The sequence below is a fragment of the Photobacterium galatheae genome (genome assembly GCF_000695255.1).
GTDB lineage: Bacteria > Pseudomonadota > Gammaproteobacteria > Enterobacterales > Vibrionaceae > Photobacterium > Photobacterium galatheae.
The window spans coordinates 64,712-90,293 of the sequence record NZ_JMIB01000038.1 but is presented as its reverse complement, the minus strand read 5'-3'; the positions used below and the strand labels follow the sequence as shown (position 1 = coordinate 90,293).

Here is a 25,582-nt window from a genome sequence, read left to right as displayed (position 1 = left end):
AGACTGAATTGGTCGCCAGAAGATTTCATCCGTTCATTGTCTGATCACACAATCATGCCAAATAAAAAACAATCCGATAACCGATATATTATTCAGTACCACCCGTACCAATCCGCTTCTATGCAGCAGGCACTGAGCCAGTATTGTGAATTACTTATCCGTGACGATGTCTGTGAAGATTCGTTTCGTTCTGTCTGTTTTCAACCTGAAGTGGATATTAATGAAGCGCTGAAAGATAGTCTTTATCAGCCGCTGACGAAAGCGACTCTGGCACTGAAGTCGATTGATGCCTGGCAACACAGAGATCATCTGGCGAATTTACTGAATTCAGAAGATATCTTCTTTTTATTTGCCTGTTTGAATGCAGACCTGAAAGAAGCGTTATACAAAGCTGGCGATATGATTCGCCTCACTTCGCGGAAGCTGAATCATCCGGAATCGATGCGTCTCAATGAGACTGAAGTTTTCGGCGTTGTGCCTTTGTATCAGATTGGCTTTACCTATCCGGAATATGCGTATTTATTGGCAGGATCTCTGGTTGCTGACTGGGATGAAACGTTTGCCGCTTATGCGCTGAACTTACCAGCATTGCTGGTGGCTCATCATGGTTACAGCGAACATCTGATGAAAGCGTTTTGTTACTGTGACAATGATATCGCCCGCGGGCGCATGTTCTCACAATGTGACCTGAAAGGGCCGAATCACAATCTGATTCAGGTTGATTTTCGACAGCATGTCAATCTGGTTGACGTGTTCCGGAAAGAGCCGGAGATGATTGCCCTGTTTCTGAGCCAGCTAGCGCAGCGCTTTCAGGCGCAAGCTTATGTTTTTCCTGCCGCCAGTGAGCCGTGTGTGTTCGATCTTGCCCGACAGTTCGCACTGACGATCATTCATCCTGATGATCAGGCCATTTTCAATGACATGTCAGAGGTAGAGTCGTTGGATTTGCCATTCCTTGAGCATATGTCTGCCGAGCAGCTTGCAACTGAGATCAAAGCGGTGATTCCAGCATCGCTCGGGTCTGATGCGTTATTCACAGACACTGAAGTCGACGATGCTGATGACGAAGCAGACGGAGACGAAGCAGACGATGATGACGAAGATGACGAAGACGATTTCGAAATCGGACGGTGTGTTGCTGCCTGGCAGGATTTCATCACAGGTGCGTTGCCTCAGGGGAATGCATTGTGGCGTTACGTTGAATCAGGAGAAAACGCGTCTGTTCTTGAGCAGGTCGAACCTTGCGATATCCTCAGTCTGGCGCTTGCAGGAAAGTACAGGCTGCATCGGCAATTAGTTCGGTTTTCAATACGACAGGAAGAGTTAGATCATTGTTTACCTGTGAATTTCTTACTTGGGTTAAGCAGTGACTGGTTTATGAAAGGTGTCGTGACGGCTGATGAAGTCGAATGTAACCGGCACAAGTGCATTCGATTGCTGGATGTGATTTACAGGCTGAAAAATCAGGCCCCTTTTTCCGATGATATGGTGTTTACTGTGCTTGGAAAAATTGGGCTGATGCCTGCTGAAGATTTCTATTCACGATACGGGTGTGATTGGACGTCTTTCTTTTTGGGGGGATTTCAAGAATTTAAATCTGACAGTGGCAAGCTTGGTTCCTCGTTTCATTTCTGCCATCAGTTGCTCGAGGCCCATCTGGAGCAGGCAAAATCCTTTCTGACGCAAATTATTCAAGACCCGAAACATCAGTCAGCTGGGATGGCATTGCTCGCCGGGCTTTACCACATTCATGACGATCTCGACAAACACCATCTCCTTTTTTCTCTGAGTAAAACGCTTCTGGAGCAAGAACTTGGGAAGGGGATGTTGGCTCACTTGCGTGCTTGGTGCACAAACGAAGTGGCGCTGGATCACATTGAATGCACGCTCTACGGAAGTGATGACGAAGCAGACCTGGAGCATTTTGAACAACCGATAACAGAGACCCAGGAACAGGCGTTTGTCGTGCTTGAAGACTATCTTCAGGTCCGAAACAATGTCAGCAGAGAGGAATCTGTCAAAGCGCTGCAGACCATTTTGGAGCAGATCCAGGATGCGGATGAAGAGACGTTTTGCCACGGTTATTTAGAAAGGAGTAATGGGGCTGAATTTTGGCTGAGTGCGGCACATCAACTGGCGAAAACGCAAACAAAAATCGGGGAGAGCAGCCGCAGGTTTTTATCACTTTGGATTGAAATCGCACCGGCGCAGGTGGCGAATGTGATTGCAGAGCAGTTCCCTGTCGGTGCGGATGTGGCTGCAATCATTCATCATTTACGGGCACTCGTTGGAGAAGAGATTGGTGAAATTCAGGAAACTGTGATCCTGATGACGACCCTGATTCAGTCGGAAGAAGAAGACGCGAAACCCCTTCTGGAAAAGTATGGCGAGCGCTATGCCTCAGAAAAACAGGCTCCGGATCAATCTCAGAAGATCCATTCAGTCGTCAGTTATCTGACAAAAGAGGACAAGCAGAAGTTCTTTAAGATGCTGGTCGAACAATACCCATCACTTCGGTGGTATGAATATTTTGATACCGCACTAATGGATGAGATTCGCAAGCAGATTAGTGAGAAGATTTTTTTATATCTGGTTGAGCAAGAGGTGGAACTACCGGACGACGAAGCTGCCGTTCTGAAACCATTGGAAGATGAAATTCTGGCTTTTTTTACCGGACAAACAAGCCTGGAAGAAGCGCTGGACAAACTTCGTTTGTATCAGGTTGAGTCATTCCAAGAAAGGTTCACGGAAGTGGATCTGAGTTCTTTATTGTGGCATACGAGTCCGGCATTGCGTGAACATGTTCTGACCTTGTGCGCAGCACTGTCTGATCAAGCGTTGCATGATTGCTATGACCCCAGCCAAGTCAGCGAAACCGGCTTTGCGCAGCTGCTGTGTGAGGCTGGAATGACACTGGAAAGACTGCTGGCGTATTTTATCGAACATGATTTATATACTGCGATTCGTTATCTGACGGAACAGCATGACTTATTCAGCTCGATTCGAGGACTCAGCGAGCACCATAAGCTGAAGTTACTGAAATCGCTGTCGGTATTGGATGGTCAGATGCCACTGGTGGAACGATTCTCGGAGGATGACGCCGCGCAGGTTCGTGATTTAGTCAGCCGGATTCGTGAGGGGCAGTACCGTAACCGGATTTATGGCACGCTGCTGGACTTGGTCGATGAAGGCATTTACTTCCCTGAAAATGAGCAACTTGAATTATTTCAACGGGAAAATCCAGACGCGAAAGGCGTTCCCAATATTGCTGATTATCTGGTGTTGGAAAGTAAGTCCCGAATGGTTGAACTGGCCATGGGACAGATTTTCGGGATGAAACTTGCTTACCGACCGGAAATGGACGGTCTGGCCTACCCGGATAAAATTCAAGTGATACTGAAAGTGAGTCACCCGGAAGATCATGGGAAACCCGTGCTCGGAGTGCATCAAATCAAGGCGAATACCGAATGTTTCTTCGGGTGGTATCTGGCGACGAAACAGCTCTGCCGCCCCGGCCGTTATGACATTGAGATTATGGCTGAGAATCAGCAGGTCTTGCTGCGTAAAACCTTCCATGTCGTCGAGTCTGTACAAGCGAGACGCACCCGGCTGCCTGAGCTGGAAGCATTCCTGAACAACGATGATGTCTTGCGGGAAACGCTTCCGCCAATGCCGATGGGTAAGGGAGAAATGACGGTTGTTGATCCGGCCCGTGAAAACGAGGCTGTGGTTCTGCCTTATTTACTGGGTGATGCGCCTGTCCCTGTTTCTGTTTATCGAGAACAGGATCAGGTGGTTGGTTTGGCTGTCGGGCAACTGGACTCGGTGAAACAATGGCGACATGGCTGTAATGCCTCTTATTTGTGGCTTGAACGTTATCTGAAATCTCAGACGGTACTTGTTGGTGATAAAGCCACCATGGATAAAGTTTTGGCTGAGCCCGACCAAAGTTGGCAACAGGTGTCGAAAGATACGCCATTCCGCGTCTATCAATCTGAAGATCATTCTGAATCTGCACTGATTGCAGTGCATGATAAATATCAGGGGCATCAAATCTTTTTCGGTTTTAATCAACAGGAAGACGTGTGTTGTTACTTCATCATGAGTCGTCGATTGAACTGGTGGGATCGCCTGATCAGCTGGGTATTTCGTAAGGAAGGCCATCGTCGCTTTGCGAGCCGGAAACAAAACGCGACCCCATAAACACGCTTCAAATGAAAGCTATCTTGAAGTTGCATTATCGAAGTTACAGCGGAGCGATGTTATTCAGGTCACTGTCACAGCAGTGACCTGTACTTGTGTATTTTTATTTGCATTTGAAAATCTAGTTTTCGTGCTGATATTGAAATTCAGGCCAGCCATGAAGAGGAAGCAACATTGTTATATCTGGAAAAGATCCAAAGTAATAAAGCCTTTAGTCTGGTGGATATGCTGCTGTTCAAAAGTCATCAGCTTCGGCGATTTGGCTTTGTGATCATGGCTGGAATTGTCGATTTACCTATCATGTTGAACCTGTTTGGAATGGGCCATTTTATGATGGATGCTCATCTGGCGGTTATTCTGGTTTCATTGTATTTGCACCTCTCAATTCATCTGGCCCGCTGGAAAAATATTGGGCATACCGCTGTGACATTTTTTATCGTTGCGTTCGGCAGTATGATTTTAGATGTGGTCTTGAAGGGTGCACCAGGATTGATTCTGTTTATTTATTTGGCTTTCGTAAAAGAAAATTCATTTCAACAGGATGCATCGTCTTCTGAACAATATGATTCATGAGTGTTTTCAAATATTAAATGAAATTCGGAAATGTTGAATCAACCTCTAAAAATGAATCATTGATGAATCACCTGTCATTTTCACAGGCGAAATAGTGAAAATGACAGGCTGAACTTGCACAATCAAAGTTGTCTTGAAAAACAATGAGTAATACGATCGATTCAACAATGTTAGTGCTTTATCGTCGCAGGCTTTCGGGCCATGTTAGAGCAGAGTGATCGAATGGTAAAAACGTTTCATAGTGCTGCACAAGCCAATCAAGAAAATAAGTCGAAGATCAAAGATTTCTCTTCTGTTGAGCGGGCGAAACCTGAGGGGGAAACCACTCCGGCTGCTGTTCATCAAGAGACGAAAGTGAATCGTTCACCGGGCGTTCTTTTCTCTCATCAGGTGAAGTCTGTGAACGGCGATATTGATATTCCTTCAGCATGGAAACAAACCGTCGATGCTGAGCGAAGTGCAGAAACTGAGATTTCAAATAATGATTATCTGAAAGTGCGTACTTACTCAGATGAAATCAATATTGAAAGCACGACCGATCAGATCGAATTTTGCAACCATCTTTCGAAGCGTTTTCAGAATGTTCAGGGTGAACTGTCGGATTACGCCAAACTGGGAAAAGTGGACCAATTAACCGATTTAGGTTCATCCGTGATTGATATTGCGAAAAGTATTGATATTTCCATATTCAATCCCAAAAAGGTGACCAGTCGGATCGCCACCCTGATGCGAACGAAAAAAGGAAAGATCGAATTCGTGAAACATGAGTTTGATTTTGCCTGTGATCAGATAGACGCAAAAATTGACACTGTTTTTCAGGATCTGACGTCCATGAAATCGACGTTATCTGAATTTGAAGCGCGAATGTCAGAAGTACAGTCCATCTATCAGGAACTGGAGCTGAGAATTCTGGCAGCCCGGGTGAAGCTGACAGCTTTTACCGCTGAGCTGAATGCAGAAGCATCTGGAAACCGGTCGTCTGATCCTTTTGCCGCCGATAAGCTTTCAACCCAAAAAGAGGCGATTGCCCGTTGGGAACGGAAAGTTTCAAACCTGCAGGTACTGCGTCAGTCTTTGCTGATGACTTTACCTCAGCTCAAGCTTTATTCCTCTAATCTGGTGAATGGTTTCAGCCGGATAGAAGAAATTCGCACCAACATTATTCAGGTGTGGAAACAGCAGTTTTTAACTGCCATTGCGCTTCATGAGAAAAGTGAAGTCTCTCTGTATTACGAACTCAACGATGTTCAGGAAAAGTTATTCGCCAGTATCATGGAGCTGAGTAAAAATGACGTTTAAACCTGTTTTTGTAAAAACTGCAACCCCTGCACCCGTAGTTCAACCTGCGGAAGTCCAACAAGCCCCTGTTGCGCTGGAGCAGGCCGTTATTCAGGCTGCTGTCGAGCAGGCGATGGGACACTATCAGTCTGAACTGGAACAATGTCAGATTGATACCCGAGCGTTAAGTACCACTTTAGTCAGCCAGTTGTCTCAAATGGATGTCTATAGCCCCAATGGTGTTGCGACACTGGGGGAAGCTTCTGCCCAGAAGATCAGCAGTTATTCCGATGACATGCTCAAACACGTGAAGTGTAAAGATCTGGAGCACATGGCCGGGAACCTGAATGAGGTGATTGGTCTGGCGAAGGGCGTGAATATTGAAGCCCTGATGGGCGAGAACAGTTTCTTCTCGAAGCTGGTTGCGAAGGTGAAAAACACCAAAGAAAAAATTCTGGCGCAGTTTAACTCTGTGAATACACAGCTTGAGCGGCTGGTAAAAGAAATTGATAAACAGCAGTCCAACCTGCGTGAGCGCGCACATCAGCTGGATAATGTCTTTATCCACAATATGAATGAATACAAAGAACTGTCTTCCAGTATCGTGTTCGGCGAAGCCAAGTTGTATCTGATTCAGCAGAAAATTGAAGGACTGGCTGAAGAAGCGGCGACGTCTCCGTTCCTGGCCCAGCAGGTGAGTGATCTGAAAGATATTGCTGCCCGGGTCGAGAAACGCGTACACGATCTGAAATCACTGCAAATGCTCGCGCTGCAAACGGCGCCGATGATCCGCATGGTGCAGACCAATAACCTGACGCTGGTTGAGAAATTCGACAACATCAAAACGCTCACCATTCCGGCCTGGAAGAAGCAATTTACCCTGGCGATCACCATGCTGGAGCAGAAGAAAGCGGTTCAGCTCAGTAACAAGATCGATGACACCACCAATGATCTGATCCGGAAGAACGCCGATATGCTTCGCCAGAACACGCTGGATGTCGCACGAAGCAACCAGCGCTCTGTAGTGGATATCGAAACCCTTGAGCATGTTCAAACCACCCTGATCAGCACGCTGCAGGATGTGGTCACGATTGAGCAGGAAGGCGCAAGACAGCGTCAGGCTGCCAGCCAGAAAATGGAATCCATGAAAACAGAATTACTGTCTGTTCTGTCCCAATAATCATCAATAGAGAATTAAAACTATGGCTATTAATTTAGAGAAAGGGAACACCATTAACCTGCAGAAAGCAGAACCAGGTCTGGTGAATCTTCGTCTGGGCTTAGGCTGGGATCCGGTGACCAATGCATCACCGTTCGATATCGATTCTTCTGCTTTCATCTGTCGCCATAACGCACAGGGTGAGCCAAAACTGATTTCTGACGGCCACTTCGTGTTTTATAACAATCTGAAGTGCCCGCAAGGTGCTGTTGTTCACACCGGTGATAACCGTACCGGTAATGGCGATGGTGATGATGAAATCATCAAAATTAACCTGACCAGCATGTCGCCGGAAGCCGATGAAATTTCTCTGATTGTGACCATTCATGATGCACCTGCGCGTAACCATAACTTCGGTATGGTTCGTAACAGCTACATCAAACTGTACAACGAAGACTCCGGTCAGCTGATCGCACAGTTTAACCTGGGCAATGACTTCGGCAGCGAAACGTCTGTTCAGTTCGGCTCACTGTTTAAAGAAAACGGTCAGTGGAACTTTAAAGCTGTGGGTGCAGGTTACCAGCTGGGTCTGGTTGATTTTGTGAACGGTTACCAATAATTCACCGACCAGGACATACCGCGTTATGGCAATTAACTTAGAGAAAAACAGCACGATTTCCCTGACCAAGTCAGCGACCGTCGAGCTGAAAAAACTAACTCTGGGACTGGGCTGGAGCCCGGTGAAATCGACGGGTTTTCTCAGTGCAATTTTTGGTGATGGTGATATCGATCTGGATGCATCCTGCGTGCTGCTGGATGACACCGGTGAAGTGCTGGATGTCGTCAGTTACCAGAAGCTGAAATCGAAGTGTAAAAGCGTGCTGCATCAGGGCGATAACCGAACTGGTGAAGGGGACGGCGATGATGAGCAGATTAAAATCAATCTGGAAAAACTGCCGAATAATGTCACCTACATGGCGCTGACGGTGAACAGCTTCCGTGGTCAGCCTTTCAGCAAAGTCGAGAATGCTTATTGCCGCGTGATGGATCAGACCCAAACGGAAGTCTGTCGTTTCACGCTGTCGGAGCAGGGTAAGCACACAGGGATTTATATTGCACTGCTGTCTCGTCAGGGCGGGGAATGGCATTTCTCTGCGAAAGGTGTGCCGGTTCAGGGCACCCATGTGAACGACATGCTCCCGACCATTTGCGGGTCTTTGTAAGAAACTGACGTTTCTGATTCAAAAGCCATGAATGTATTCATGGCTTTTTTCTTAAGATTTGTGAGGACTGAAATGCGAAGTTTATATTCACCGGGTCAAGTTGCTGCGGGTACTTTTTTGGGGGGACCGCTGGCCGCAATCTATCTTCTGAAAAAGAATTTCGAGGGGGCAGATGACCAGAAAAAAGCCAAAAAAATTGCCAGCATCGGTTGTTTACTGGTGGTTTTAAGCACGTTTGTCGTCGTGCTGCTGCCCGAAAATTTTCCGGGCGGTATTATACCGATTCTCTTTACGATTGCGGCTTATCAGTACACGAAAGATAACTTTCCATCGAAAGAAGATATCCAGGCATCAGAAACCTATCAGCTTCAATCTGGCTGGGGGGTCTTTGGTATCTCCATCGGCATGTTAGTGATTCATTGCGCTTTAATCTTCTTTGTTGTGGCGCTCTACGATTCATTCGGTCTTCTGAATCTTTAATCCTGTCCGATAAAACGAATCCGTTGGAAGGAAATGGAAGCCTTCCAAGGATTCACTCCTGCTGAAATACCACGCTTTGCATACCTTTCAGGTCATCTGAACTTTCACGTGCATGAAACGATGAATTGAGTGACTAGCGATTCCTATTGTATTCATACAGGGTGAATGAACGTCGGTTGTTCCATTTTCCGGCCAGTAAGATTCCAGTTTATTTACTCGCTCATGATCGTACGACTCTGTACATTTTCTATATCTGTCAGTCAGAAGAAGTATCTACGATGATGAAAAAAACCTTAATTGTCCTGACCGCGGTCACAATGCTATTACTGGGCGGATGGAAATACTGGGAAGAGCAGGATTATGTCACCACAGATAATGCCTATGTGAAGGCAGATATTACTGTCGTCTCTCCGGAAGTGAGCGGGAGTGTGGTTGAATTGTTCATTGAAGATAATCAATGGGTTCAGGCCGGTGATCCATTATTTGCAATCGATAGCCAGGATTACCAGGCCAATGTGAATATCGCCAAAGCTGCTATCGACGTTGCCAAATCTGCGCTGAACAATAATGCGTCACGGATCAGGTTACAACAGGTCAGTATTGAGCAGGCAACTGCTGCGATTCAAGGGGCGAAGGCTAATGCAGCGTTGCAGCAATCTGAAAGGGAGCGGTTCAGTAAACTACTACGCTCATCATCAATCAGTCAGACTGCGTTTGATAATCAGAACACCAAAGCAATTGAAGCCGAGGTGAAACTGAAAAATGCATACCTTGTTTTAGAAGCCACTAAGAAACAATTGGATACCCTGTCGGCGGAGCGTGAGCAACTGAAGGCGCAGCGTCTGCAGGCAGAGTCCAAGCTGGCGCTGAATACCATTGCTCTGAATCGCACCATTGTGAAAGCCCCCGTAGACGGATATATCGCCAATCGCCAGGTTCAAACCGGAAAATTTGTTCAGCCGGGAATGGGTGTCGTGACGCTGGTACCGAGTGAGGTATGGCTGGAGGCTAATTTCAAAGAAACGCAGTTAGCGCATGTTGTTGTTGGTCAGACCGTCAATGTTGTGCTGGATATGTTCCCGGACAAGCCGCTTCAGGGGGTTGTCGATTCCGTGACACCGGCGACAGGGGCGCAGTTCAGTCTGCTGCCGCCACAGAATGCCACCGGAAACTTTGTGAAGGTTGTTCAGCGGGTGCCGGTGAAAATCAGACTGAATTTGCCAGATCACCTGCAGGGCCGGATATACCCGGGTCTTTCAGCCATTGCCAGTGTCCGGATCATCCGGTAATCCAGACAGATTTACGGAAGGAGCTCGAGTATGAATCGTTCGTTTTCTCTGGCCTTACTGGCGGTCATCACCATGTTACCGGTGGGTCTGACTTCAGCGATGTTCAGGGCGATGTCAACGCATATGGCCGTCACCAATGGCCTTTCACCGGATGAGATGAGCCACCTCGATATCGGGTTCATGATGACGCAACTGGTGATGCTGTTGCTGGCGCCTCTGATCTTGCGCAGGTGCAGAATCAATGTGGCGCTGCGCAGGGCACTGATGATAGGTGCAGCTTCCCATCTGGTGATTGCGGTGACTGATCATGCCCCACTTTTACATGCAGGCGCCTGGCTGGTACTGGGCGCCAGTGCCAGCCTGATTTTGATTAGTCTGAATCTGCTGATACTGGCCAGATGTCATTACCGGACGATGACAGTGCTAACGGCTTTGGTCCTATTGTGTTCGACTTTGTTACCGATGGGGGTCTATCCATGGCTGCTGTCCTGGCTGGCGGAGGAAACTGCCTGGCAGTTTCTGTCTTATCTTCTCGCGGGCATGCTGCTGACCGCGCAGTTGATGGCCGAGTGGGTGACGGATATCAGACAGCCGCAGCGTGATCGGAAGTCGAATATGCTGCCTTACCTGCTGATGACCGGTTGTCTGGTACTGATTGCCTATTTACTGATGCGGGGCAGTTATTACAACTGGTTTGATCATCCGCGTTTCCGGTGGATGACCGGGGTGACGGCCATGCTGGCTCTGGGAGCACTGGTTCTGATGCAGGCCGGGCAGCGCTCTGGTCATACCCTGAACCGGAAGTTACTGACGAATCTGCACAATAACGTCTTTATGTATAACGGTTTTTTGGCCGGATTTGGCGTGATGGCCAGCGGGGCTCTGGTGGCAAACTTTCTTTCTCATGTGATGCATTACAGTCATGAAAATGCGGGACTGATCCAGCTGCCGTCGTTCCTGGCCATGCTTGCCGGGATGCTGCTCAGTGTTGTGGCCGCAAACCAGCATCGGTTCCCGCGCGATGTGATCACGCCGATTGGCGTCCTGATGATTATCGGCTCGGTCGTCATGTTCAGTCATTTACCAAGCTATGCTGGCCCGGATGAACTGCTGTTTCCGCTTTGTTTACGGGGGCTGGGCGTCGGTTTGCTTAATGTGTCGGTGACCATTGCGATGCTGGCTCATTTTAAGCCTGAGCATCGTCCGGAAGGGATCAGTGTGTTTTATATCTTCCGGACACTGGGTGGACTGGCGGGGTCTGCAATTTTTGCCCGTATCATGCAGGTCACCCGTTACGAGTCGATGACTGAGCTTACCCGGACTCTGGATAACGGCGGACAGGCGGTTGAGCAATATACGCTGGCGGTGCAGCATCTGGCACTGACTCAGGGATACCTGCCTTCCGGACCGCTGAGTGCGGGACAGCTCAGCCAGACGCTGAAACTGGAAGCTTCAACGCTGGCGCTCAGCAACACATTTCTGTCTTTCGTGATTGCGATTCTGTTGCTGGCACCGGTCATGATCATCGGGAAAAAACTGGTTGCGAGGCATCAATCAACGTCTTGCTGATCAGCCAATGACTCTGGCTGCAGCTGGTATTTTGCAGCGGCTTCAGCGAAATGCTTAGCCAGGAAGTCAATCAGTAACCGGACCCGGCGCGGAATATGTTCACGGTTATGATAAATCAGATTTACGGGCAAACAGTGCCGGTGCTGTTGTTCAAATAAGGAAACCAGTTCCTGGGTGTCCAGGGCAGACATGGCCTGAATATCCGGAAGTATTGCGACCCCAAAACCTTGTCTGGCGAGGGTCAGCGCCATGTCTGACGAATCGACGACCGTGATGTTGGCACTGCCAAGATCCACAGAACGTAAAGGGTTTTGGAACCACCATTGCTTTGGTTGATCCTGCGACAGTTCACGGAAAATCAGTCGATGGTTGATCAGCGTTTCCGGATCAGTCGGCGTACCATGTTCGGCAAGATATTCCGGGCTTGCATAGTAGTCGGCGTACATTTGACCAATCGTTTTGCCGATCAGGTTGCTGGTGACAGGTTTATCCAATTGGATCAGCAGGTCAAACCGGCGTTTGGGAATATTGCGTTGCACCACTTCCTGAGCATGAAATGCCAGTTCAACGTCGGGATACTGACGGCAAAAATCCCGCAGAATTTCACCAAAGCATTTGAGCAGCGGGGAGACACAAAGTATGCTGATTTTACCAGCTATCTCCTGACGATGGTCCGCCATTTCCTGTTCCAGCACCTTGAGCTGTGTGAGGATTTCCCGGCTATGTTCATAAAAAATTTCGCCGGCTTCAGTGAGGGTAAAATATCGGGCACTTCGGCTGATGAGCTGAACGTTGAATTGCTCTTCCAGTGCCTTTACTTTCCGGCTGACGCTGGATTTTGGCATCGCCAGAAAATCCGCAGTCTGGGTGATGCCGCCCTGTTCCACAACATGTTGAAATAGCTGTAACGAATCCAGTTTTATGGATGACATGTTTCCCCTCGATATGCCTATACCAGCAGTTTTGTTATTTTTGTCATATCAAAATGGTACTTATGAGTACACATTGAAGAGTATAAGTTTCTTTGCTGCTCGAAGATATGGTATTGCAATGATGTTGCGTCTGATGCTGAAAGGGAATACAGCAGCTGGAGCATCGTTGTGTACCCATCAATATTGAACGTTCATTTTCCTGGCTTGTGACACCTTCCGTCTTGTTCGAAAGGTAGCAATGGCTTTGAATCGCGGTGAGGTCGCCAATAGTCACTGGGGTGCATGCTATGCTCATATTCACGAAGACCATGAAAGAAAATGATTGAATGAATCCATTTGATGAATTGTGTGATTGATGAAAGGGCCGTGCCGATGATGAGTTTACTTTTTCTGCTCCTGCTGATTGCGATGATAGGGGCATACAGAAACAAAAAAATGCTGAGTTATACATTTTTTGCTGCCTCTGTTGTTCTTGGGCTTTACTGGTTTCACCATCATGCAACAGATACGCTCAGTATTCTGCTGTAATTAAGGGGGCGTGATGAATACAAAGCAAATCACACTGATCAATACACTCGGTTTGCTCGGGATTACCGCAGTATTACTGATGGGATTTGTATTTCAGTTGGCGTTGAATGAATTGCCGTGTCCGTTATGTTTATTACAGCGGATTGGCTTTGTCATGGTGATGTTCGGCTTCATGCTGAATGTGATCTATGGCACCACACAGCGTCACTACGGCATTGTGCTGGTTGGTGCCCTGTTTGGTGCGGCGACATCACTACGTCAGGTCTCTCTTCATGTGATTCCGGGGACGCCGGGATACGGGAGTCCGTTTCTGGGCATGCATTATTACACCTGGGCATTTGTGATTTTTGTTGCCACCATCGTTGCTGTTGCAGTCCTGCTGATGATGTGGAACGAAGAGTGGCGGCAGAGAAACGACCGTATGAGCCCGTTTGGACGCTGGGTCTGTCTGTTGGCGATCGTGACGGTGGCGCTGAATGCGCTGGGTACTTTTGTTGAATGTGGCCCTTATCAATGTCCGGACAATCCGGTGAGCTATTGGTTATTGGGTGCATAATGGCATCGGGCTGCGACACCAGGAGCCTGTTTGTCTTTTCTGTCTGTTTTTCCTTTATGGCTTCTCACTTTCAGCAGATCGCGACTGAAAGAGGTGACTTCCCGGTCATTTTTCACCTTTGTGTTGAAAACAGATTGCGATTTCTCAGCGAATAGAACCCCAGTGCGGTGATGACTTTTTGATACAGATTGATTCCTTATTGGAATAATTTGTGGTGAAACTGTGCAATCACTTCAAATAATGCAAGCTGACAATTAAATAAGTGGATCGATGCATAAGCTTTTTGCTCAAATTGAGTAACTTATTGGTTTATCGTTGCTGCCCAGACCGCCGCTTTTCTGATGTATCGGCTCGCAGGCAGTAGTGATGATGCAGGCCACTTTAATGAAATTCTAATTTGAGTCTTTTTGGCGTCAGGGTTTATCAAAATGAAAAAAATCATCGTCATGGTTGTCTGCGCGATGTTTGCTATCGCGGCGATAGCAAGTATCACAGCAACTTCCTATATCTCCCATCAGGAAATAGACAGTATCATTCTGAAGCGGTCGCAGGCTCAGGCCGAATTGCTGGCGAAGCAGGTGGAGTATGTGCTGCATTCGTCTGATCAACCCTTAGTCGACCTACAGTCTCTTGTTTCGTCACTGACACTGCGCACAGATATTACCTATGCTGTGGTGATTGATACCAATATGACGGCTGTGGTGCACAGTGATCTCGAGAAGTTGAATAAGGTGTATGAGAAAAGGGACACATACACTCTTGAGGGAGCCACTCAGGGAAAGCCGAAGCACTCGAAATGGTATGCGGATGTGCAGAAAGTCTGGGTGTACGACCTCATGACGCCGGTTTATGTAAACGGAAAATTATACGGCGCATTTGATGTGGGGATTCCAATCACAGAAGTGGATAACGCCGCCAAAGAAATTACCTATGCTCAGTTATCTGCCATTGTGCTGATTTTTGTTGTGTGTACTGCGGTACTGATGTGGGTGCTTGGTCGACTGTTCCAGCCGCTGACCGGCTTACAGCAGGCGCTGGAAGATATTTCTCAAGGCGATGGTAACCTGACAGTTCGCCTGCCTGTGAAAGGCAATGATGAAATCGCCAATATCTCTGCCGCCTTTAATACCTTTGTTGGCAAAATTAACAGCATTATGGTGCAGGTGGTCAATACCGGTGTTGGGCTGGGAAGCACGGCATCGTCTCTGCGCGAACAATCGGTGCATGCGTTGTCCCGCGGTCAGGAGCAGAGTGAGCAAACCCTGCTGGTGGTCACCTCGATGAATGAAATGATCGCGACCATCAACGAGATCTCCAATAATGCTGCCGGCGCGGCAGAATCGGCCGGTTCGGCAAACAGCCAGACTCAGGCTGGCCGTCAGACGCTGCAAACAGCAACCAATACCATCAATCATCTGGCGGAAGAAATGAATAACATGTCGGTGGTGATTGCCACACTGGCCGACAAAACACAGTCGATTGGCTCCATTCTGGAAGTCATCCGCGGTATTTCAGAGCAGACCAACCTGCTGGCCCTGAATGCGGCCATTGAAGCAGCCCGCGCCGGTGAAGCCGGTCGTGGTTTTGCGGTGGTTGCAGATGAAGTCCGAAATCTGGCTACCAAAACGTCGCAATCCACAGATGAAATTCAACGCATGATTGACCAGCTTCAGCATGAAGCCAAAAATGCCGTAGATGCGATGGAAAGCAGCAAGTCCCTGACGGAAGACGGCACCAAGGCCACTGAAAACGCCCTGACCGCTCTGGAAGAGATTTCCCGTCAGGTAGTCGCCATTCTGGACATGAACACGCAGGTCGCCACCGCAACCGAGCAGCAGTCCAGCGTAGCGAATGAAATCAACGTCAACATGGATACCGTCAACCAAGCCGTTCAGGCCGGACTGGACGCCAGCACCGAACTGGAGAAAAGCAGCCAGGAACTGGCTGCATTGGCTCAGACGCTTGATCGTCTGGTGGGTGCGTTTAAACTCACCCGATAACCCGGCTCCAGCCGCGGATGCGTCCTGCTCCGCGGCGTTTCCTTTCTGATCATCTTCTTTCTTTGTCCTGTCTCTGGATGTACTGAGATTTTAATCTTGTCCATTTCCCATGTTTCGGCGTTGGGGGGGCATTTTCCTGTTTGAGTGTGGTGTAAGTTGCGGTTTTGCTTGGAGTAGACGCGGCACTTCAGGGTTCTTTGAGGGGCGGCGTAAAGATGAAACTCATTTTTGCCCCAAACACAGATAGAGTTGTTGCTCTATCACATGTTCTCACTCCAACTTTGACATACTTATTGTAATGACGATAAATTGGGAAGCTAAGCCGTGATTTAGTGGTTGTCGATAGCGCTAAGGCTGGTAAAAAAACGTGGATTTGGAAGAAATCTGCGTGCGGTAGCTATTACCTCAATGAATGTTACTAACTGAAATGAGCCTTCCACTTGCAGAAACTTGTGATTTGTATCATATATCAAAGTGTAGAAGAAATAAGTAAAACAGTTCTACATTATCAATATACTACCATATCGTGATTAGTATAATTCCAGTGATTTAGAGTTATTGATTCAACTATCAATTTGTCAATATATAGAAACGAAATGTAGATTAACGATCATTATTAAATTGTCAATCTTGTCACTATTTAAAATGCTACGTGATTATTATTAAGTTAACAATTTAATCCACTCCCATTGATCATTACTATCGCCGAAAAATGGAATAAAAATAATGACAATAAATTGGAACAACATTCGAGCATTAGATAACTCGCAAAATGAAGGATTTGAAGAGCTTGTGTGCCAGCTGGCACGAAATGAGAGCATTCCCAATAAAAAAAAGTTTATTCGAAAGGGGAAGCCTGATGCTGGTGTAGAGTGCTTTTGGATCTTGGATAATGGTGCTGAGTGGGCATGGCAGGCAAAATTTTTCACGTCAAGCCTTGACGAGACTCAATGGGCGCAATTGGATAAGTCAGTAAAAACTGTATTGGATAAGCACCAAAACCTTAATAAATTCTATATCGCAATCCCAAATGATCCACCAGACGCTAGAATTGCAGGTCAGAAATCAATGCTCGAAAAATGGGATGAACGAGTTAAAAAGTGGGAGGGCTGGGCGTCAGATAAAGGCTTAAAGGTAGAGTTGCTTGGTGGAGTTCCGATTTAATAGCTAGATTGAGTCAAACAGAAAACCAAGGTTTAACTTATTTTTGGTTTAACAAAGAGGAGTTTACCGATGAATGGTTTTTGGAAAATACTTTTCAATCTATATCAGATCTCGGAAAAAGATACACGCCTAACTTTTACGATAATTTAAACGTTGACGTAGGAATAGCTCAGGTATTTAACGGCATATCTAGAGGTCAAGAGCTTAAAGCGAAAATACAACGACCACTCGATTTACTACTTATAAATGGGAAAAAACTACTACCAAATGCACCTACTTCAAACGGTGAAAAAAAAGGTTAGTAGTAGCCTTAGATAGTATTGAAAAGCGGTTCAACGACATTGAGTTTGGGGGTGTTGAGCTAATATCGGTTGAACCGTTAATTTCATTAATTGATGAAATTAATATCATTGCTAGTGAAATATGTGATTTTTACTTAGCTGAAGAAGAAAAATTAAAAGATGCTCCATCTAAGTTGCATAGTCGATACCAAAAATACGGCTCAGATATAAACACTATAAACGAATTACAACATGCTTTGTATGATGCTAAGCGTGTGTTAGACAGTAAAGCAGTAGCGTTAGCTAGTAACCCTTATTTAATTTTGGATGGCGATGCTGGGATGGGTAAATCTCATTTGCTCGCTGATGTCATAACCAAAAGAAATGAATCAGGCGCAGATAGCCTTTTTTTATTAGGCCAGCATTTTGTTACAGAAGAAGACCCTTGGACGCAACTAAAGAAAAAGCTAGATATAAGGTGTTCATTCAAAGAGTTTTTCGGTGCTTTAAACGCAAAAGCAGAAGCAAGTAGGCAGAGATTGGTTATATTTATTGATGCTATCAATGAAGGTAAAGGCAGGTATTTTTGGCCTGAGCATATAAGAGGATTCATCCAAAAGCTTAAAAAATATCAGTGGATTGGGCTAGTTATTTCGGTGCGTTCTTCGTATTCTGAGTTACTAGTACCAAAGGAATTGTTACCCAAGGATATTATTAATAGATGTACCCACTATGGTTTCTCAGGTAATGAATATGAAGCTTCAAAGTTATTTTTTAATAATTTTGGAATAGAGTTACCTTCAATACCATTATTACATCCAGAATTTCAAAACCCGCTCTTCTTATTGTTATTTTGCGAAGGTTTAAGTAAAGCAGGCTACTCTCGAATTCCAGAGGGACTACAGGGGATCAGCGATATAATAGGATTCTTCGTAAATAGTGTTAATCAGCGGCTATCTAAGCCGAACAAATTTGACTACCCAAGAAATATCAACATTGTTGAAAAGGCAATAAACGTAATAATTTCAAACAAAGCCAATAATAATACTGGATTTGTTTCATATGAAAATGCTTTTGTTGAGTTAAACAAACTATCCCAAAAATTTGGCATTAAAGCAGGCTTGTTGGACAGCTTAATTTCTGAAGGTGTATTTTCCAAAAACGCATTTTGGATTGCTGATAAAGGTGAATATCAAGAAGGTATATATCTTTCGTATGAAAGGTTTGAAGACCACGTGACAGCAAAATATCTGCTTGATACTCATAATGATATAGAAAGTCAATTCCAAGAAAATGGTGTTTTTTATGAGCTTTTTAAAGATGAAAGGTTGTGCTACCAAAATAAGGGCCTACTTGAAGCTTTATCTATTCAACTGCCAGAGTTAACGGGAAAAGAATTTTTTGATTTTGCTCCATATGTAAAAAGTGAATATCCAGTAGTAGAAAGTTTTGTACAGAGTTTGCTATGGAGAAAAATCGAAGCTGTTAATGAAGAACTGATCGAATACATCAATTCCGAGGTTCATGCTTATCAAGAAACTGAAGAGCTATTTTGGGAAACAATAATTTCTGTTTGTTCAAGCCCTGAACACTATTTTAATGGTTATTTTTTACACAAAAACTTATTTGGAAAAACGTTAGCTGAAAGAGATGGATGGTGGACGATTTATTTAAAGGATCAATATTTCGATAGTAACGCGATTAAACGTCTAATTGATTGGGCGTGGAGCAATTGTGATAAATCTCATATTTCAAATGAATCTAAAAAACTATCATCGATAGCTATCACTTGGCTGTTCACAAGCACTAACAGGCTTTTGCGTGATGAAGCAACCAAAGCATTGGTCTGCTTATTAAAAGACAATATTGATGTTTTAATTGAGCTGCTTAAGGAATTTGAAAGTGTGAATGATCCGTATGTCTATGAGCGATTATTTGCTGTAGCTTATGGTTGTGCTCTCACAACAAAGGACAAAGGTAAACTTAAAGAATTATCAAATTATATTTTTAAAACTATTTTTGATACGGAAGACGATGAAATATATCCACATATTTTGCTGCGAGATTATGCGCGTGGAGTCATCGAATATACGTATTATACATTTGGCGATTTTGGTATAGAGATCGAAAAAGTACGTCCACCTTATAGAAGTAAGTTACCTACGGAAGCACCATCAAATGAAGAGCTTGACGCAAAATATGGTGGGGAATTTGATAAAGAAAAAGACTATTTATATTCTCAAAATAGTATATTAAGCTCCATGACAACAGAGTACGGGCGAGGCACTTGTCGTTATGGTGATTTTGGGCGATATACATTTCAATCCGCATTGAGTTCTTGGCAAGTTAATCCTGATGAAATGAGTAACATCGCAGTAGATTGGATTTTTACAAAGTACGGATATAACTCAGAGATACATGGAAGATTTGATAGAAATATTGGTACAGGAAGAGGAAGAACCTCAAAACATGAACGAATAGGTAAAAAATACCAGTGGATTGCGTTACATGAAATTTTAGCCAGAGTCTCAGATAATTGTGTCATGAAGTCAGATAGAGGTTGGCAAGATAATGAGAATGAGCCATATGAGGGTACATGGCAACCTTACGTTAGGGATATTGACCCATCGATGCCTTTGCGGAAAACCAAAGAGGTAGATGAAGATAGTCAAGCCAAACACTGGTGGTTAAAAGAAATACATAACAATTGGAGTTTAAGCGACAAAGATTGGGTAAATAACTCGGATGATTTACCTAATACATCAAGCTTAATCAACGTTATTGATGAAGAAAATAACGAGTGGTTAGTTCTTGAAAGCTATCCTGAATGGGCTGAACCAAAATTACTAGGGCAAGACAAATGGAAGCAACCACATAAGAGGATGTGGTATCACATCAAAAGCTATTTAGTTGCGGAAGATGATAGTCAAAAGTTTATAGATTGGGCAACTGTACAAGACTTTATGGGGAGATGGATGCCTGAAACGTCTGATAGGTATCAGGTATTTGATCGCGAGTATTACTGGTCACCAGCTTTTAAGTATTTTAATAACTACTATTATGGTGGGCTTGAACATTATAAAATTACTGATAGAAATAACGGTAATTTCATTTGTGATATAGCATTAACATCAAGTAAATATTCTTGGGAAAAAGGAACTGACAATTCAATTGAAGGGTCATTTAGCATATTAAAACCATCAAAATTTGTTTATGACAATATGAACTTAACCCCTTCCGAAAATGTAGCTGAATTTACCGATCAAAATCACCAAGTAGTATGCTATTCACCATCTGTTTACAACGACTCAAAGCCTTATCTTTTAGTTAAGAAGAAAGCATTTATTGAATTTCTTCAAAAGCAAAAGTTAAAGATAATTTGGACTGTTTTAGGCGAGAAAAATATTATCGGTGGCCATTCCTATAGCGGTGAGTACCAAGGTAGATTAGAAATACGTGGAGCTTATTACTTGGATGAAGAAAATAACGTTGACGGTTCAATCAATACAAAAGTAACATAATGAATTGGTTATTTTTCCTAAGAGGGCAGTCTGTCAGACTGCGTATGACTTAGCGCAATTTAAACTTAACAAATATGGGCCTTTTCCCTCAGCTTACTGCTTTTCGAGGCAGTAAGCTGAGGGGTAAGGCCAATGAGTATCAAGCCAATCCAGTCCGACCGCTGGACTTGATCCGTTATACTGGTCACTTCTTCAGTAACTAAGCGTTTTCTAGCAAGCAAGTCGTCTTTTCCTTACCTCAACTTATCCGAACGTTGCCAAACAGAGCAATCACTCTAACAGGTTCCTGTCCAATAATGAGCTAGAAACCACATCACAAGCCAATCAGCCTGACCAACACCAAAGAACCCAAGGCATTTTCCGGAAACGTTTTGTGCCCGCAAAACGCGCCATAGACACGAACAACAATGAAACGTATTTATCCATCTCATGATTTGAAATCAAACATAATTTTTCTGAATCGTCCTGGTGATTAAATCAGCCAGCCTTTCCTGAACCTTGTTACCTGTGTCTTGGGCACGATGAACCTGAATGCCAATCTCCCCCATTTCTGGTAATCCTTTCGTTTGCCTGCATGCATCTTCAAGGGAGTCAAAGTGCGGGAATCCGTCTGGGAATCCGTTCGGAAATCCGTTCAGATGTACAGGGCATCAATTTTTCCTCATGGGAAGCGGTGAGTGTTTCATGGCGGATTCACTCAGAAATCATGGATCATCAGGCGGACGAGGTTTACGCTGTGGGCTATGTTGCCCGCGGTAAAAATGACAATTAGCAATAAAATGGCAGGGACAATGGATATTTTAGTGCCACTGTCCCTGCCATGTTCTCAGTTCAGGTTCACGATCATTCAGTTCACCCCATCTGTTTTGAGTGTCCCTTTAAACCATTTCTCCTGCCGGGCGTCTTTCCACCACCAACGCTCTTTCGTCCAGATGTAGGTGGCTTCAATGACATCACCTTTGATTTTACCCTGCCAGACGATTTTACCGTTGTCCGGGCTGAGTGTAGTGGCGGTAAAGTAGAGCGTCTCACCTTGTTGCTTGAGGGTATAGATACCGCTTTTGAAGCCCCAGGGCGCACAACTTTCGGAGTAAAGTTCGCCATTGTTAAAGGTGAGCACTTCCTGTTCTTCAGCCGACTCACCCACAATGCCGGTTGGCCCTGTAAAGGTTTTTCCGTCGAGTAACTGAGCCGTTGCACCCAGGCTGAATGCGGAAAAAGTGACAATGAACATCAGCACAAGGTAACGATATGATTTTCCGATGAATCTCAGCATAACTGCACCTCATCGCTCTGCTTCTGAACAGTGAGAAGTATAGATGGCTCACTTGTTTATCGCCTTTCCCGTTGCTCGGTTTGGTTGCTTGGTTTAGTTGCTTGGTTTAGTTGCTTGGTTTGGTTGTTACGTTTGCGCCAGACATTCCCGGACGTATTCAATGAAACAGCGGGTTTTTGCCGGCAGCAACCGGGTTTCGGTCATCGCGTAAATTGGGGTGGGGGCACCCTGCCAGTCAGGTAATAACCGGCGCAGCCGGCCTGCGTTCAGGTCTTCTGCCACAATTTCTTCCGGCATTAAGATAATCCCCAGATCCAGTGTTGCCAGCTTTCGGATTATCCCGATGTTATTCAGGGTGAATTTACTGCGGACTGAAATGTCGACTGTGTCTGCGCCGTCACTGATTTGCCATGCGCCTGTCTTCAGAATGTGAAGACATTCATGCTGCGAGAGTGCTGCGGGTGTTGCGGGCTCCCCGAAGCGCGCCAGATAACCGGGTGATGCATAAAGTTGCGTCTTCAGGCTCGCTAGTTTCCGCGCGATCAGGGTGGAACTTTCCTGCTCCCCAATTCGGATCGCCACATCAAAGTGTTCGGTGATCATATCTACCTTGCGGGACGTGAGGTCGAAATCAAAGGTGATGTCCGGGTAGCGGCGGATAAATTCAGGCATCAGCGGTGCCAGAACCGTCACCGCAAAATCGACCGGAAGCGAAGCCCGAATCAAACCACTGGGGTGTTCCAGCAGGTCGCCTAACTGTTCGTGGGCCAGCTTGGCTTCCGCCACAATGCGTTTGCAGCGTTCGTAATAGAGCTTGCCGGCTTCAGTCAGTTCCAGTTTGCGTGTCGTCCGGTGCAGCAAACGTAAGCCGATTTCTTTTTCCAGGGTGCTGATGCGTCTGGACAGCGTCGAATTCGGCACGCCTGTGATCTCAGCGGCTTTGCGAAAGCTCATGACATGGGCGACTTCCACAAACAGCGCCATATCGTTCAGTAATCCCGTCATGTTTGTTCCAATCATGAGTTTATTGTTTTTATTTAATCATATTTATTCCGGATGACGTTCATGTGTTTCTCCGTCTGTTCGCAATGCTTTCTCCTTCGCTCACACACTGTGCGCTTCGTCCAAAAAATATCTGTCTATTTCCTGAGTCATCAGCCAATCATGTGTTTTTGTTTCTGGCATTTCGTTACACTAAGGCACTCAAAACAAAGGACTCCAGCATGAAGATTTACAGGCTAGGACTGGCATGTACGCTGCCATTATTCGCGGCCTGCAATGCCACCAATTCCTCCATCAAAATCACCAGCGAGACGGTATCGCAGCAGCGACTTGATACCATTGTCGCCAATATCGAAAAGCGTTATCCCGAGGCAACCCAAGAACAAAAACAAAACGCCGCCGAGGTGGTGGTTCGTGCCATAGAAAATCTGGTGTTTGTCGAAGGCGGTAGCTTTGAGATGGGGGACTTTGGTGCCCCTTGTGAAATTCCCAGCGGTACGGTCAACCGGATGGACTGGTCTCCGGATGCAGAATGTTTGAGTTCACCGGGTAGTCAGATGACAGGGGCTGATCATTTGCATAAAGTCACACTCGATTCCTACTCAATCGCTAAGTTTGAAACACGCTTTATTGACATGGAGTGGATGCGCCTGATCAACGGGCTGCCTGTGGCAAAAGATGATGCAAAAGACCAGTCGATTATCCAACGTGATTCGAAAGCATATCAATGGCTGATAACTGATATGAAGGATTACCCAGCCAGTGCTAAAGCGTGGCAGGAAGCCAAAGATTATTGTCAATGGTTAGGTCAGGTCAGTGCAATGCCCTTCGACTTACCCACCGAAGCACAGTGGGAATATGCTGCCCGCAGTCGAGGACAAAAATACTATTTTGCGACCAATAACGGTTACAGTCAGGTACAGGATGCTATCTATTTCGATCCCGAGACTGATCGTTACATTGAATACACTGAAAGTGATGCCAATGCATCAACGAATACCGAAGAAGTAGACCGATACCCACCGAATCCTCTGGGGATCTATGGTATGTCCAATCCAGTCAGTGAATGGGTGGAGGACTGGTACTCCCCAGACTATTATGAGCACTCTCCTGAGCTAAATCCGAAAGGACCAAAGGAAGGGACGGAAAAAGTACTCCGAGATGCGGGAGGAACAACCATGACTTTCTCAAGGATTTATTCTGTACCAGTAAAAAAAGCATATTTTTACAGTACCAGCTTTCGCTGCGCTCTTCAGACGACAACCCCAGCACATAAATCGTCCTGAGATTGATGATTAATTTTCAATTTAAATCACCTCATTCATTCCATTGTGCACTCGGTTCAAGAAAGACAGGTTGTATTTATGATTGACCCTGCTTTTCAGTGTTTTTGTTTTAGGCATTTCGTTACACTAAGGCACTAAAAGAAAAGGATTCCAGCATGAATATTTACAGGCTAGGACTTGCATGTACGCTGCCATTATTCGCGGCCTGCAATGCCAACAATTCCCCCATCAAAATCACCAGTGAAACCGTCTCGCAACAACAGCTTGATACCATTGTTGTCAATATCGAAAAGCGTTATCCCGAGGCAACCCAAGAACAAAAGCAAAACGCCGCCGAAGTGGTGGTTCGTGCCATCGAAAATCTGGTGTTTGTTGAAGGCGGTAGTTTTGATCTGTACCGATACTTTGGCCTCGTTACAGTGATTACTGTGATATCACGTTTCCTTCTTTGTACCCGAACAAACCTAATCACTACCGGGAAACAATCTGGCCAAAGTACTTCACTTCATTTTCATGTTTTAACGTCAAAGTTGGATAAACAGTTAACATAACGGCTAATTCAGGCTTTTGTCCCCAGAAATGGTGAAACGCGATCGATGCATCATGTGTCTCAGAAGCACTGGCTCCAACTAAATTAAAGTGTTGATCCATTTGGGTTCCTGAACCATACTTAAGCACTTGTTCTTTCTGAATATTTCGATCAACAATTGCACCATAAAAATTGATTGCATAATCTGCAAACATCGTATTATATGGATGGTTTTTATATTTCTCCTCGCTAATGCGAGGAGGATCAATTTGGTTCTTTGGATTGAGTCTGATTCTCACATCAACAAGATATCGGTTCATTGGATCCTGAACAGTTCCAACTTGTCCATTCACCCAGTCAAATTTGGGTGCTTTATTATTTCCCTGTACTTCCAGATCGATCCCTAATTCAGGATAGATAAAACGCCAAGCATCAAATGCACCAACTGAATCACGCTCGCCTTGAATATAGTTGTCTCCAAGAACGAGGATCCAATCTTTCAGGGGTGCTTCAAAACGAAGTGGCTTACCATCAAAGCTGATGGATTCTGAAGTAATCACCATTCGAACAGGTTGGTCGCAGGTGTTCGCGCTCTCTGCTCTGCAAACAGAGATTGCAGAGAGCAACATAGACATTACAGCCAATAATGTGGGAGATAATACTTTTAGATGAACATGAAAGCCTGTGTCAGATATCATGCTCATGATCACCTTCCCCCCATACCGCAAAATAA

The 25,582-nt window shown here is 45.4% G+C and carries 21 protein-coding genes; 17 read left to right on the top strand and 4 right to left on the bottom strand.

Going from position 1 to position 25,582, the window contains the following annotated elements; genetic code table 11:
* The first annotated feature begins 54 nt into the window (after positions 1-54).
* The 9 genes from EA58_RS18225 (at position 55) to EA58_RS18185 (ending at position 11,774) form a co-directional block, all read left to right on the top strand.
* Positions 55-4,203: a hypothetical protein gene (locus tag EA58_RS18225; protein ID WP_152548107.1), complete on the top strand. Its 4,149-nt coding sequence runs from the start codon at positions 55-57 to the stop codon at positions 4,201-4,203.
* 225 nt (positions 4,204-4,428) lie between these two features.
* Positions 4,429-4,776: a hypothetical protein gene (locus tag EA58_RS18220; RefSeq protein WP_152548106.1), complete on the top strand. Its 348-nt coding sequence runs from the start codon at positions 4,429-4,431 to the stop codon at positions 4,774-4,776.
* A gap of 222 nt (positions 4,777-4,998) precedes the next feature.
* Positions 4,999-6,075, top strand: coding sequence for a toxic anion resistance protein (locus EA58_RS18215; RefSeq protein WP_036756182.1), 1,077 nt, complete (start codon positions 4,999-5,001; stop codon positions 6,073-6,075).
* Positions 6,065-7,234, top strand: a complete 1,170-nt coding sequence (locus tag EA58_RS18210) for a toxic anion resistance protein (RefSeq protein WP_081819742.1) — start codon at positions 6,065-6,067, stop codon at positions 7,232-7,234. Before EA58_RS18215 ends, EA58_RS18210 begins: the two co-directional genes overlap by 11 nt.
* 22 nt (positions 7,235-7,256) lie before the next feature.
* Positions 7,257-7,832 carry a TerD family protein gene (locus EA58_RS18205; protein WP_036756179.1) on the top strand — a complete coding sequence of 192 codons (576 nt, stop codon included), beginning with the start codon at positions 7,257-7,259 and terminating at the stop codon, positions 7,830-7,832.
* Between the two features lie 25 nt (positions 7,833-7,857).
* Entirely contained in the window at positions 7,858-8,436 is a 579-nt protein-coding gene (locus EA58_RS18200) for a TerD family protein (protein ID WP_036756176.1), read from the top strand.
* Between the two features lie 39 nt (positions 8,437-8,475).
* The gene (locus EA58_RS18195) at positions 8,476-8,916 is read left to right on the top strand and encodes a hypothetical protein (protein WP_036756174.1); all 441 of its coding nucleotides are present in this window, start codon (positions 8,476-8,478) and stop codon (positions 8,914-8,916) included.
* A 281-nt stretch (positions 8,917-9,197) separates the two neighbouring features.
* Positions 9,198-10,205 (top strand): HlyD family secretion protein, encoded by a 1,008-nt coding sequence (locus tag EA58_RS18190; RefSeq protein ID WP_036756370.1) that lies wholly within the window; start codon positions 9,198-9,200, stop codon positions 10,203-10,205.
* 30 nt (positions 10,206-10,235) lie between these two features.
* The gene (locus EA58_RS18185; RefSeq protein WP_036756171.1) at positions 10,236-11,774 is read left to right on the top strand and encodes an MFS transporter; all 1,539 of its coding nucleotides are present in this window, start codon (positions 10,236-10,238) and stop codon (positions 11,772-11,774) included.
* Here EA58_RS18185 and EA58_RS18180 read toward each other — a convergent pair.
* The gene (locus EA58_RS18180) at positions 11,756-12,706 is read right to left on the bottom strand and encodes a LysR family transcriptional regulator (protein ID WP_051642203.1); all 951 of its coding nucleotides are present in this window, start codon (positions 12,704-12,706) and stop codon (positions 11,756-11,758) included. The two genes, EA58_RS18185 and EA58_RS18180, sit on opposite strands and share 19 nt — an antisense overlap.
* A 372-nt stretch (positions 12,707-13,078) precedes the next feature.
* On the opposite strand from EA58_RS18180, the gene EA58_RS22070 reads away from it, so the two are divergent.
* The 6 genes from EA58_RS22070 (at position 13,079) to EA58_RS18155 (ending at position 20,756) form a co-directional block, all read left to right on the top strand.
* Positions 13,079-13,234, top strand: coding sequence for a DUF5993 family protein (locus EA58_RS22070; protein WP_036756364.1), 156 nt, complete (start codon positions 13,079-13,081; stop codon positions 13,232-13,234).
* 13 nt (positions 13,235-13,247) lie between these two features.
* Positions 13,248-13,790 carry a disulfide bond formation protein B gene (locus tag EA58_RS18170; protein WP_036756168.1) on the top strand — a complete coding sequence of 181 codons (543 nt, stop codon included), beginning with the start codon at positions 13,248-13,250 and terminating at the stop codon, positions 13,788-13,790.
* A gap of 461 nt (positions 13,791-14,251) precedes the next feature.
* Positions 14,252-15,790: a methyl-accepting chemotaxis protein gene (locus EA58_RS18165; RefSeq protein ID WP_200872203.1), complete on the top strand. Its 1,539-nt coding sequence runs from the start codon at positions 14,252-14,254 to the stop codon at positions 15,788-15,790.
* Between the two features lie 726 nt (positions 15,791-16,516).
* Complete coding sequence (locus EA58_RS18160) at positions 16,517-16,954, top strand: hypothetical protein (protein ID WP_036756166.1); 438 nt, start codon at positions 16,517-16,519, stop codon at positions 16,952-16,954.
* An 8-nt stretch (positions 16,955-16,962) separates the two neighbouring features.
* Positions 16,963-17,256: a hypothetical protein gene (locus EA58_RS21135; protein ID WP_051642201.1), complete on the top strand. Its 294-nt coding sequence runs from the start codon at positions 16,963-16,965 to the stop codon at positions 17,254-17,256.
* A gap of 254 nt (positions 17,257-17,510) precedes the next feature.
* Positions 17,511-20,756, top strand: a complete 3,246-nt coding sequence (locus EA58_RS18155; protein ID WP_152548105.1) for an ATP-binding protein — start codon at positions 17,511-17,513, stop codon at positions 20,754-20,756.
* An 847-nt stretch (positions 20,757-21,603) separates the two neighbouring features.
* Here EA58_RS18155 and EA58_RS18145 read toward each other — a convergent pair.
* Complete coding sequence (locus tag EA58_RS18145; RefSeq protein WP_036756162.1) at positions 21,604-22,032, bottom strand: hypothetical protein; 429 nt, start codon at positions 22,030-22,032, stop codon at positions 21,604-21,606.
* A 126-nt stretch (positions 22,033-22,158) separates the two neighbouring features.
* On the bottom strand, positions 22,159-23,037 hold the full coding sequence (locus EA58_RS18140; protein ID WP_036756357.1) for a LysR family transcriptional regulator: 879 nt from the start codon (positions 23,035-23,037) through the stop codon (positions 22,159-22,161).
* Between the two features lie 218 nt (positions 23,038-23,255).
* Here EA58_RS18140 and EA58_RS18135 point away from each other — a divergent pair, with 218 nt between their 5' ends.
* Positions 23,256-24,320 carry a formylglycine-generating enzyme family protein gene (locus tag EA58_RS18135; RefSeq protein ID WP_036756158.1) on the top strand — a complete coding sequence of 355 codons (1,065 nt, stop codon included), beginning with the start codon at positions 23,256-23,258 and terminating at the stop codon, positions 24,318-24,320.
* A gap of 155 nt (positions 24,321-24,475) precedes the next feature.
* Entirely contained in the window at positions 24,476-24,871 is a 396-nt protein-coding gene (locus EA58_RS22175; protein WP_327078560.1) for a hypothetical protein, read from the top strand.
* Here EA58_RS22175 and EA58_RS18130 read toward each other — a convergent pair.
* A complete protein-coding gene (locus EA58_RS18130) occupies positions 24,792-25,553 on the bottom strand; it encodes a hypothetical protein (protein ID WP_152548104.1) in 762 nt (253 codons plus the stop codon). The genes EA58_RS22175 and EA58_RS18130 overlap by 80 nt on opposite strands.
* Positions 25,554-25,582 lie beyond the last annotated feature (29 nt).